Annotated in this window: 11 protein-coding genes and 5 tRNA genes; 4 read left to right on the forward strand and 12 right to left on the reverse strand. The window is 42.6% G+C overall.

What is annotated here, in order from left to right:
- Positions 1-27: 27 nt before the first annotated feature.
- On the forward strand, positions 28-1,212 hold the full coding sequence (locus PAUR_RS01365; RefSeq protein WP_192506034.1) for a dipeptidase: 1,185 nt from the start codon (positions 28-30) through the stop codon (positions 1,210-1,212).
- A 203-nt stretch (positions 1,213-1,415) separates the two neighbouring features.
- On the opposite strand, the gene PAUR_RS01370 is transcribed toward PAUR_RS01365, so the two are convergent.
- From PAUR_RS01370 to nudE, 7 genes are all read right to left on the reverse strand, one after another.
- Positions 1,416-1,492, reverse strand: a tRNA-Met gene (locus tag PAUR_RS01370).
- A 66-nt stretch (positions 1,493-1,558) separates the two neighbouring features.
- A tRNA-Met gene (locus tag PAUR_RS01375) sits at positions 1,559-1,635 on the reverse strand.
- Between the two features lie 65 nt (positions 1,636-1,700).
- Positions 1,701-1,777: transfer RNA gene (locus PAUR_RS01380), tRNA-Met, on the reverse strand.
- A gap of 66 nt (positions 1,778-1,843) precedes the next feature.
- Positions 1,844-1,920, reverse strand: a tRNA-Met gene (locus PAUR_RS01385).
- A gap of 65 nt (positions 1,921-1,985) precedes the next feature.
- Positions 1,986-2,062 (reverse strand) — tRNA-Met (locus PAUR_RS01390).
- Between the two features lie 181 nt (positions 2,063-2,243).
- Positions 2,244-3,050, reverse strand: a complete 807-nt coding sequence (cysQ, locus tag PAUR_RS01395) for a 3'(2'),5'-bisphosphate nucleotidase CysQ (protein ID WP_192506035.1) — start codon at positions 3,048-3,050, stop codon at positions 2,244-2,246.
- 2 nt (positions 3,051-3,052) lie between these two features.
- Positions 3,053-3,616: an ADP compounds hydrolase NudE gene (nudE, locus tag PAUR_RS01400; RefSeq protein WP_192506036.1), complete on the reverse strand. Its 564-nt coding sequence runs from the start codon at positions 3,614-3,616 to the stop codon at positions 3,053-3,055.
- A 60-nt stretch (positions 3,617-3,676) separates the two neighbouring features.
- Between nudE and yrfG the strand changes: the two genes are divergently transcribed.
- Positions 3,677-4,339 (forward strand): GMP/IMP nucleotidase, encoded by a 663-nt coding sequence (yrfG, locus tag PAUR_RS01405; protein WP_192506037.1) that lies wholly within the window; start codon positions 3,677-3,679, stop codon positions 4,337-4,339.
- 1 nt (position 4,340) lies between these two features.
- Here the strand turns inward: yrfG and PAUR_RS01410 are convergent, their stop codons facing one another.
- The gene (locus PAUR_RS01410) at positions 4,341-4,961 is read right to left on the reverse strand and encodes a dUTP diphosphatase (protein WP_192506038.1); all 621 of its coding nucleotides are present in this window, start codon (positions 4,959-4,961) and stop codon (positions 4,341-4,343) included.
- Positions 4,962-5,066: 105 nt separating this feature from the next.
- On the opposite strand from PAUR_RS01410, the gene PAUR_RS01415 reads away from it, so the two are divergent.
- Positions 5,067-5,708 carry a peroxiredoxin-like family protein gene (locus tag PAUR_RS01415; protein WP_192506039.1) on the forward strand — a complete coding sequence of 214 codons (642 nt, stop codon included), beginning with the start codon at positions 5,067-5,069 and terminating at the stop codon, positions 5,706-5,708.
- 42 nt (positions 5,709-5,750) lie between these two features.
- Here PAUR_RS01415 and PAUR_RS01420 read toward each other — a convergent pair whose 3' ends face one another.
- The 3 genes from PAUR_RS01420 to PAUR_RS01430 all read right to left on the reverse strand — a co-directional run bounded on the left by PAUR_RS01420 (position 5,751) and on the right by PAUR_RS01430 (position 9,243).
- Positions 5,751-8,099, reverse strand: coding sequence for a fatty acid cis/trans isomerase (locus PAUR_RS01420; protein ID WP_192506040.1), 2,349 nt, complete (start codon positions 8,097-8,099; stop codon positions 5,751-5,753).
- Positions 8,099-8,467, reverse strand: coding sequence for a hypothetical protein (locus PAUR_RS01425; RefSeq protein WP_192506041.1), 369 nt, complete (start codon positions 8,465-8,467; stop codon positions 8,099-8,101). Before PAUR_RS01425 ends, PAUR_RS01420 begins: the two co-directional genes overlap by 1 nt.
- Positions 8,468-8,574: 107 nt before the next feature.
- Positions 8,575-9,243 (reverse strand): SDR family oxidoreductase, encoded by a 669-nt coding sequence (locus tag PAUR_RS01430; RefSeq protein ID WP_192506042.1) that lies wholly within the window; start codon positions 9,241-9,243, stop codon positions 8,575-8,577.
- A 169-nt stretch (positions 9,244-9,412) separates the two neighbouring features.
- Between PAUR_RS01430 and PAUR_RS01435 the strand changes: the two genes are divergently transcribed.
- Positions 9,413-10,165, forward strand: coding sequence for a hypothetical protein (locus PAUR_RS01435; protein ID WP_192506043.1), 753 nt, complete (start codon positions 9,413-9,415; stop codon positions 10,163-10,165).
- On the opposite strand, the gene PAUR_RS01440 is transcribed toward PAUR_RS01435, so the two are convergent.
- Positions 10,146-10,955 carry a VOC family protein gene (locus PAUR_RS01440; protein ID WP_192506044.1) on the reverse strand — a complete coding sequence of 270 codons (810 nt, stop codon included), beginning with the start codon at positions 10,953-10,955 and terminating at the stop codon, positions 10,146-10,148. The two genes, PAUR_RS01435 and PAUR_RS01440, sit on opposite strands and share 20 nt — an antisense overlap.
- Positions 10,956-11,035: the final 80 nt, after the last annotated feature.

Genomic DNA, 11,035 nt, shown 5'->3' on the forward strand with positions numbered 1-11,035 from the left:
TAATAACTAAACTAAAAAGGCAAAATCATGACCTTACGTTATTCTCTTTGCGCACTAGCACTGATGATATCCGGTGTACATGCAAAAGATTATCAAGCATCAGAGCTCGCCCATCGTCTCGCACAACAAAACATCCTGATTGATACACACATTGATGTACCATATCGACTTAAAGAACAATGGGATGACGTAAGTAAGGCCACCAAGTCAGGTGATTTTGATTATCCCAGAGCGGTAAAAGGGGGGTTAAACGCCCCTTTTATGTCTATTTATATTCCGGCCAACTTAGAGTTTGAAGGGAAAGGTAAAAGCTATCAGCTAGCTAATCAACTGATTGATGGCATGGAAGCTCTGGCATTCAGAGCCCCTGATAAGTTTGCAATTGCATACTCAACCAAAGACATTTATGTACACTTTAAACAAAAGAAGATGTCTATTGCGATGGGGATGGAAAATGGCTCACCTATTGAAGGGGAGCTGAAAAACCTCAAGCACTTTTTTGACCGCGGTGTACGCTATATCACCTTAGCACACTCACAAAGTAACCATATTTCTGATTCATCTTATGATATTCGTAGGAAATGGAAAGGACTCAGCCCATTCGGTAAGAACCTAGTAACTGAAATGAACAAAATCGGAATGCTCATTGATGTATCACATATTTCTGACGCCGCATTTTATCAAACAATGGAAATATCCAAAGTACCCGTTATCGCATCTCACTCATCATTACGTAAATATACCCCTGGATTTGAGCGCAACATGGATGACAAAATGTTAAAAGCACTCAAAAAAAATGGTGGTGTTATCCAGATAAATTTTGGCTCAAGCTTTGTCACGGCAAGCTCTCGAAGTTGGTATGATGTGCGCAATAAAGCACAAAAAGCAGCACAACAGAGCGGCAATACTCCAACCGATTTTGCGGCTGCATACCGTGCAAAAAACCCTTTCCCATTTGCCACGCTTGAACAAGTTCTTGATCATATAGATCATGTTGTTAAGCTAATTGGCATCGATCATGTTGGTATTGGGTCTGACTACGATGGAGTAGGTGACTCTCTGCCTATTGGTCTAAAAGATGTGTCGACTTATCCTAATTTAGTACAAGGTCTTTTAGATAGAAATTATACCCAAGGCCAAATCAAGAAAATCTTAGGGGGAAATACCTTAAGGGTGTGGCGTCAAGCAGAAGAATACGCTAGACAATTTTAACCTGTTTGTAGGTATGGCGTTGGCGTCATCGCTATACCTTCTTCTCATTGCCAATCACGCTTCACATGTTTTGCAAGCAGTAAACCTCATTTTCTAATCGTCATTCAAAACATAAGATAAGGCAAAGGGAGTCTTTAGGAAATAATTGAGAAGTACCAAGAATGATATATTAAGAAGAAATAAGTAGAATTATGTACAGGAATTGGTTGCGGGAGCCGGATTTGAACCGACGACCTTCGGGTTATGAGCCCGACGAGCTACCAGGCTGCTCCATCCCGCGCCTGTACTGTAGAAATTGTTTAAAGTTGATCTACATAACAACTTGGCTACCAAATCAAACAATAATTGGTTGCGGGAGCCGGATTTGAACCGACGACCTTCGGGTTATGAGCCCGACGAGCTACCAGGCTGCTCCATCCCGCGCCTGTACTGCAGAAATTATTTAAAGTTGCTCTACATGACAACTGGCTGCCAAATCAAAAAAGAATTGGTTGCGGGAGCCGGATTTGAACCGACGACCTTCGGGTTATGAGCCCGACGAGCTACCAGGCTGCTCCATCCCGCGCCTGTACTGCAAAAATTATTTAAAGTTGCTCTACATGACAACTTGGCTACCAAATCAAAAAAGAATTGGTTGCGGGAGCCGGATTTGAACCGACGACCTTCGGGTTATGAGCCCGACGAGCTACCAGGCTGCTCCATCCCGCGCCTGTACTGCAGAAATTATTTAAAGTTGCTCTACATGACAACTGGCTGCCAAATCAAAAAAGAATTGGTTGCGGGAGCCGGATTTGAACCGACGACCTTCGGGTTATGAGCCCGACGAGCTACCAGGCTGCTCCATCCCGCGCCTGTAATTTTAAGTGAAATCGCTTAAAATTTATTCTCCTAAAAAACAATGTTTTAAACTTGTCTTTTGAAGAGGTCGCTATAGTATAGGATTCTATTTTAAATGCAAGCAATTAAGCACTTAATTTTCGTTAAGTGCTTTATATACCAAAACGCAAGTAAATAATTACCGACCTTGTGCATTATTTAGACAGTGACCGTCGTTGATGTGGTGTGATCATTGTCTGCCAAGGCCAATCTTGGTGGCCCATCACAATAAAGTCTGGGTTTTCGATACTCTCTCTTTGGTTATAAGTAAGTGGATTAAACTCTGCGTCAGTGATACATCCCCCCGCTTCTTCCACTATTACTTGAGATGCGCCGGTATCCCACTCCCCCGTCGGACCAACCCGTAAAAAGCAATCTGCTTGACCTTCCGCGATAATACATGCCTTTAATGAACAAGACCCTAATGCAACTGTGTCAAACTGCCGTTCAATAAATTGACTGACAACTTCCAATTTTTGTCTACGGCTTACTGCAACAGTGAGGTTATTTGGCTTTGATACATAGATTTGCGTGTCCTGTGTCGCTGAACGTTTAAACGCCCCGCCGCCATGAACAGCATAGTAAGTGGTATTTTCAGTCGGCCAATATATTACCCCCAACACGGGTTTATTATTCTCAATCAAAGCAATATTGACCGCAAAGTCGCCACTTTCTAAAATAAACTCTCCTGTACCATCCAGTGGGTCGAGTAACCAATAGCGGTGCCAAGATGCTCGCTGTGATAATTCAGGGATTGGTGTTTCTTCTGACATAATAGGAATATCAGGGGTTAACTGTTGTAGCCCAGCCATAAGCACCTCATTGGCGGCAATATCCGCCAAAGTCACGGGCGTCTTGTCTGACTTTTCTCGCGCGCCAATATCGTCATTTTTATAAATTTCCAATATCGCGGCGCCTGCTTGCGCGGCAAGCGTAATACAAGGCTCCAATAATGAGTGCAAACTTACTCCTCCGATGCTAAAAATTGCTGTAATAACAGTAATGCGGCAACACTTCGAGCCTCTGTAAAGTCCACTTGAGTTAGCAAAGATTGCCAATCGTGTAATGGCCATTTAACAACGACCAAGGGTTCAGGTTCATCACCTTCAAGGCTTTGTACGTAAAGCTGCTGAGCAACAAGTACATGCATTTTGGCATTAAAGTAACTCGGTGCTAAAGACAGCGTTTTTAAATCTGTGAACTGTTTCGCTCCCACGCCCACCTCTTCCTTTAGTTCCCTATTTCCAGCTTCAAGCGGTGTTTCACCAGGATCAATAAGCCCTTTCGGGAAGCCTAATTGATAATCATGCGTACCAGCACAATACTCTCTCACTAAGAGTAGTTCATTTTCAGCCGTTATTGGGACGATCATAACCGCACCACGACCGCCGCCACGAACTCGTTCATATTGGCGTTGCACGCCATTGGAAAACTGCAAGTCGAGTGACTCCACAGTAAACAGTTTACTTTTAGCCACGACTTCACAAGTCATGATCTCAGGTGGACAAGGGTGCTTTTTCTGTGACATAGGCGTTTTTTTGCTATCATGACGGTAACTTAATCATAAAGCCTTTAACGAAAAATGCCTATGCTAAATTGGTCAAATATCGACACCGTTTTACTTGATATGGATGGCACACTACTGGATCTCCATTTCGACAGTCATTTTTGGCTCGATGTGATCCCTCGGGAGTACGCCAAGAAACAGGGGATTAGCTTAACCGATGCGAAAGCTGAAATTATGAAGCGCTACGAAGCCGTTGGCGGCCAAATACAATGGTATTGTTTAGATTATTGGCAAGCACAACTCGACTTGCCCATTATGGACCTTAAGCGAGAAATTCAGCACCTAATTACCATTCGTGACGACACTCCCGCTTTTTTACAAGCTCTCAAAGCAGCCGGTAAAGAGCTAATATTACTCACTAATGCCCACCCTGGTAGCTTATCGTTGAAAATAGAGCGCACACAGTTTGACATCTACTTAGACAAAATTATCTCCACGCACCAATACGGTGTAAGTAAAGAAAGCCAATCTCTGTGGCAACAAGTACAAGCTGACTTGCAATTTGATAAGCAGCGCACTTTATTCGTGGATGACAGCTTAGCCGTCTTAGATGCCGCCAAGCACTATGGTATTGCCCATTTGCTCGCAGTCGCAAACCCTGACAGCAAACAGCCAGCGAATAAAATCACTGGCTATCAATGTGTGACTGATTACCGCCACTTACTCCCATTAACAGATGAGTAAACTAGCTCGGGTAACGCGCAACTAAACCAGCATATACATTTTTGGCAAAATCTGGATGCTCTGTATCGAGGCTTTTTACTACGTCAACTAGGTGCTCGTTATCTTCTTGACCATTCCATACTTTGATGTACGTACCATCTTTGTAACCATGATCTTGACGGAAAAAGTTCAACGTATTTTTACCAACATAACCGCGATATAAATCGTCAATACTCATGTCAATTTGCTGCATGCACCCAGCAAAGGCTTCTGCATTAAACGTTTTATCCGCAACAGCTGATGCAGCCAATTGCTCTAGTGTTTGTTTAAAGTCAGCGCCACAATGCGGTTGCTGCAATTGTGTATCAAGCTGCTGCGCCAGCGCCTGATATGATGTTTCACCATCAATACGTAGCGACAAACCAAAGTGAAATATGTCCACCAACTCTAGTATCACTTGCTCTGTATCAGGTGTTTGCTTTTTCCACCACTTCCAACCGTAATGGTCGAGCATTTCTGCACATTCAACCCAGATAGCACGATACCAATCAAACCCTTGGTTAAACCACTGTTCATGAACTTTTGTATTCATGGCGTTTTGCATTTCTAGCATTACAACCAGTTTAGTGACATTGGCAGACATTGTGCTCTCTCTATGATCATTTCAAAGGCAATATGATACCCCACTGAAAGAAATTCGCCACTGGTCCGTTCTAATACAAGTCACTAATTTATTCATGAGAGTTTTATGCGTTTTCTAACAGCTATATCAATTATTATAATTGGCTTTTTCGTAAGCCCAATCACTCACGCGGCTCAAGTTACTAATATTGAGTCTGCCCCTGAACGCGTTAGGCCTTTGTTACCAGGCTTAGACGCCCCTCAATTGACGTTAAGAAATAAAGACAATAAATCAGTCAATTTAAACAACCTATATGCCGACAATAAAGCAACAGTCATTGTCGTTTATCGCGGTGGATGGTGTCCATATTGCTCTCGTCAATTAGCTGGGATCCAAAAAATTGAAGCACAAATTGCAGGCTATGGTGCAAAAATCATCGCGGTATCTCCTGATAGCCCAGCAGCATTGGCAAAAAGCAAAATCGACTCACCTAATTATCAGTTACTATCTGATAGTAAACTGGCATTAGCACAGGCTCTGGGTGTTGCGTATTTCTTAGATGAGAAAACAGCCAAAGCATACCGCGATCGTATGGGTGTCAATTTTGTTGATTTAGACGGACAAAGCAAAGTCGCCTTACCGGTACCAGCGGTATTTGTAGTCGACAAAAAAGGACTGGTGCAATTTCAATATACGAACCCAAACTACAAAGTTCGTTTAGATGAATCTGTATTACTCGCCGCTGTTAAAGCCGCGAGTATATTGTAACGCTCCCTAACTAAAACCGTTAGCTTATTAAATCATTAACATCTAACGGTTTTCCAGTCTATTGTAATCAAACAGTCCATACTCTGCACCCCGGTACTCTTTCGCAACGTTATGTAATATATCACTGTACTGCCAAAACTGCGGGTGCGTCCGACGAATACCAAACTGCGCTTTTAAAGCGCGATAATCTGCTTCACTTGCAACCGTTTGCAGTTGCGAAATAAACTCTGTTGCATGTACTTCATTTGGCAAATACCAGATCGCTTCGGGGTAATCTCCGATAAACCCTGGGACTAATGTGGCTCTGTCTTCTTGATAGGCTCGCTGACTCTTTTCATTCAACAAGCTTGAAATGTTATAATGCGCATTATGATGGATCAACGTGTAGGCGTTATGGCTCTGCCCTGTTGGGCCTTTCTGCAAAATATATGACACTTGAGGCAGTAAATTTATGGTCGTGGCAGGCAGGTGATTGAGTGCTTTAAATGCCTCAGGAACAGCACTATAATCATATTCTTGGCTCAATACGGGTGCCAAATGTTGTTGAAACTTATCAAGTAGCTCATCTTTTGGTGAATTCGTTACAAACTCAATACCCGTTGGCGCACCCCATAACGCCTTACGATTTATGAACTCACTTAAACTTACATGTGAACGCCTATACCAATGATCTCGCACTTCTTTACGAATACTTTTTGGCAAAAAGTTAATAAAGTTCTGTTCACCCTCTAAACGTAAAAAGTCCATATATAGGCGCGTATTTAACTGATGGCCTATATTACCGTATACGTCAAAGCCCGCCACCAGCAAATAATGAATACGTTCAAATAATGCGTAGTCAAGTACCCAAACTGTTTTTGGTTTTTGTCCAACAAAGCCTTTTACCACCGTTGCACTGTCAAAATGGCGAAATACCGTTAGCGCAGCGTTTTGATTATGCCCATCCCCTTGCCACAATAAATCTAGGGTTAAGTTTTCCCCATCCCCGAGTAACTTATTGGCCAATGCTGTTTTAGCTTTTAGATAGGCATGCTGCTGAGTTGCATACTTCGTCCAACTAGATACCGGCAACACATTACTTTGTTCTGAAGCAGGCAAAGCCAACTCATCATCATGCGATAACAACAACTCACTCACTTCTGGAGAACTGTTTTTATCCGGATCAACAAACGCCACCCAAAACTGGTCATTAATCACATTTAATGCCACTTGTCCTCTACACACGGGACCTTTGATATAACCCTTAATGATCAATTCCGCTTCATCAAGCATAAATTGATATTTAGATTTTACCGGGATTTGTGAAAACGCTTTAAATGGATTCGACGCAACCTTGGCATCATAACTCGGCAAATACGTGACGTCATAATCCGCACCAATAAACTGCTGATATAACCGCAGCATCTTCTTTCCATCTAGCGCAAGCGGCATATGCGTTTTGGCTAATATGGTAGTACGCTCATGCATTAACCGATAATAGACACGCCCAGTTTGCGGATCATCATACGGGCGACGAGTTGCAATGAGTTTAATTTCTTGCCCTGGGGGGGCAGTCGAGCGTACCAACTTAAAAAAGCTCGGTGATGCTGTTTTTACCTTGGTAGGAAAGTAAATATTGGCAAGGTACCAATGTTCATAAATATATCTCGCAGCCAATCGATGCTTTAGGCTATCTTGATTTAGAAATGCTTCCCACTGTGACACCTGCTTTATATCCTCCTCTGTGGGTGGGAGAATATGGGCCATTTTGGCGCCTTTGCGCATCCATGATGTTAGGGTATTGAACTCTTGTGGCGATATAGCTGGCAATCCATAAGGCATCCCCGCATGAGGTTGATGTCGTGCCAATGCGGAATACTCATCCATATTTGCACAGCGCTGGGTACGGTCTAATGAAAAATCAAACTCTTCACCCAGTATGCTTTGCGATGGTAGCGGATGACCCATCTTTAACAGCAAACTATTGTATAATACACTCCCTAACAAGTTCGCCTGTTCTGTCTGTACTCGCTCATTCAATACCGGTGTAAATCCCTTTTCACGCCACTGCTTTGTGTCCACTGCATCATACAACAACCTGCTTGGCTGTTGAGCCAATAACCTTGTGCCGTCATAGACCCGTGTTTTGCTTACCCCTCGGTCAATCCCTTCAGGTGAAGATAGCTTAAGTTGGCACGGTGCATCATAACAGCCGTGACACACCACACACCGTGTATCTAAAACAGGCTTAACCGCTTTTAAATATTCTGCTGCGAGACCATACTGACCACTACTCAAACGTGCTTGAGTTTGCGCTTTACCAAACAAATCATCATATTTGCTAAAACCAATTGCGGTACACCCACAAAGCAATAAAAAGCCAATCAATAGGGTCCAGAAGCGTTTTTGCATTAATCCTCCTCGACTTCTTCGCCTAAATCAAAGGTCGGCATCATCTCTACCGGAGGGGAAATAAAAACTTGCTCAGATTCATCACTGAGTACGGCACTCAATACCGGGCCATGATTCAGTAATAACTGTGCTTGGTGTGAGCCTGTTGCTAACGCTGAAAATGTGACATCTCTCACTTCAAGATCATACGTATCTAAAGTAATACTGACACTTTCATCTGATCTCGGGTTTTGACATAAATTAGCCAGAAGTGTTTCATCGAGCGTAACATTTAACACCAAATCAGGCATGTCAATATTACGCGTTTCGATTTCATCATTTAATAAAAATAGCGGCAAAGTAAGTGGTGTATTTTGTGATAATTCCATAGATAATCTGCATTCAGGTGAACTCAATTGATGTGCTCATATTAGCATAAATAAACTAAACTTTATTGACTCTATGGTCGACACTTCTTCCCTAAATAAAATGTTTTTTACCAAGGAAGTGGATCACCATTCCCATGTAAAAAGCTGCCACTGGATTCAAGCGTCAGTTCCTCAATACGGGTAATTAACCTATACGCTGCTTGCTCAGCTGAAATATCTCCTGCGTAATTCACCATCTCAGTTTGTACGAACCCTGGGTGCAACAATGTTAACGCGACACCTTGATCTTTTAATTCATGCGCTAAGCTCACGCTCGCGGCATTTAATGCGGCTTTGGACATGCGATAACCAATATATGCGCCAGAGCTATTATCTGCAATTGATCCCATTCGGCTGGTGATCATAGCAACTTTAGCAACGGGTGAAAGATTCTGCTGTAATGCATGCACAACACGAATTGGGGCAATGGCATTTACCTGTAGCTGTCGTTCTAGAGCTGAAAAGTCCATATCAGTCAGTGTTTCATTACTAAATACCCCTGCGTTATTGATAAGGACATCTATCGGTTGTTCAGATAAAGCCTCCTGTAACACAGTAATGTCCGCCGTGTTGCTTACATCGATGTCAGTTACAATATTGACCCCATTCAGCTGTGCAAGGGCATCAGATGAACGACGAACAATGGCTGTTACCTGATAACCTGCTAAAGCATACTGCTTGCAAAACTCTAACCCAATACCTCTATTGGCCCCTGTGATAACAATGTGTTTATTCATATCAATTCCTAATTACCCTACACAATATTTAACCCGAAACGCTTTCACGTTACATAATTTGAACTAATATTTTTGGGGTAAGATACATAAAAATCAAGCCAGCGCTAAGCAATCAATATGCAAAAACAACAATCATTAACTTACGTATTTATGGACAGGTAAACTCACTATGCGCACATTACTACTGATTATATCAGTACTTTTTATCCTCCCTTGCAATGCAAAGCCCTACACAATTAATGCCAGTGAAGCACTCTCCTATCAGCTAGGTCAGCAACAGGTTACCGCCATCATGACCGAAATTTATCAGCCATTGAACATCGTTCCTGAAGTGATATTTTTACCCAGTTACCGAGGATTAAAAAATGTGGATCAGGGCCTACTCGATGCGGAAGGCGGTCGTGTTGATGTTGTGATGACAACGTACAAAAACGTAATAAAAATACCAACCCCCATTGCGCAATCTCAATTAGCCATTTTTTGCCTTAAACCACACAGTTGCCAGGTAAACCTAAAAGATCCCATATTGCGTATTCACGGTAACCTCATTGCGGAACACTATTGCGCCAAAAAAGATTTAAGCTGTACTGCTGTGCAAAATGACGTTTCTGCTTTCCAAGCATTGGTAAAAGAACAAGCAAATATACTGTTAGCAAACAGCGTATTTCCCAGCGGCTCTTTGTGCACCGCAGGAATTAAAAAAGTGTACATTAAACTTCTGCACGCTAAACCTCACCGCATCTATCATTACGTGCACCAGCGCCACGTAAAACTGGTCAGCGCATTAGATGCATCAATTAAGGCATTACATCACTCTGGTAAGCTGCAAGCTTTAATTGACACACTGCTTCAGAGCTTTGCAAAATGTGGTGGTGAAGTGATCAAGTTACCGCAATCTCTGCCTATTGTTCAGAGTCAATAATATCTCCTGAGGTCGACTCTAAAATTGAAAATACAGCGCCGCTAGGGTCGCTCAATACAGCAAACCGACCCACTTGCACAATATCAGTCGGTGGCACACATACTGTGCCAGCGAGTTGCTCCGCTTGCGCTACCATTGCATCACAACTTCGCACAGAAAAATAAATCATCCAATGTGGCGTAATACTTTCATCCCACTCTGATGTCATTTCCATTAACCCTGCAACAGGCTCTGAATTGACGCTAAACAGGGTATATTGTGACTCCCCCATAGGCATAACCTCGGCTTTCCACCCTAAAAGCTGTGTATAGAAAGAGGTACTTGCTGCGACATCTATGGATGCCAGTTCATGCCAATACGGTACATTAAACTCTAATTTTCGTTGGCAACCTGAGTGCTCCTTCGCTTGCCACAATGCAACTAAAGCACCTGTTGGGTCGCTCATCATAACCATTCTGCCTGCACCAGGCACATCATGTGGCCCGTGAATAATGTGTGCGCCTAAACTTTGCGCTTCAACGGCTAATACATCAACATTTTCAACTGCAATATACGCCAACCAATGGCTCTGAACCTGTGCGTCTACTTGTTCTTGCATCATTTGATACATGGCGGCTATATCATCTTTATCCTTTTGCAGCATCGTGTAATAGTAATCATCACCAATCGGTTGATCATCAAACTGCCAGTTAAATAATTCGGTGTAGAATGTTTTTGCTGCTGACCAGTCACTCGAGCATAATTCAGCCCAACAAAATGTATTATTCGTAACAGAGGTTACTTTTGGCATATATGGCTCCATTGCTCATTGCTTAAAGTCAATATCAAGTAAAGCACAAAATCAGATACTCACATGGGTTTGTATTACAT

The sequence above is a fragment of the Pseudoalteromonas aurantia 208 genome (assembly GCF_014858725.1).
GTDB lineage: Bacteria > Pseudomonadota > Gammaproteobacteria > Enterobacterales > Alteromonadaceae > Pseudoalteromonas > Pseudoalteromonas aurantia.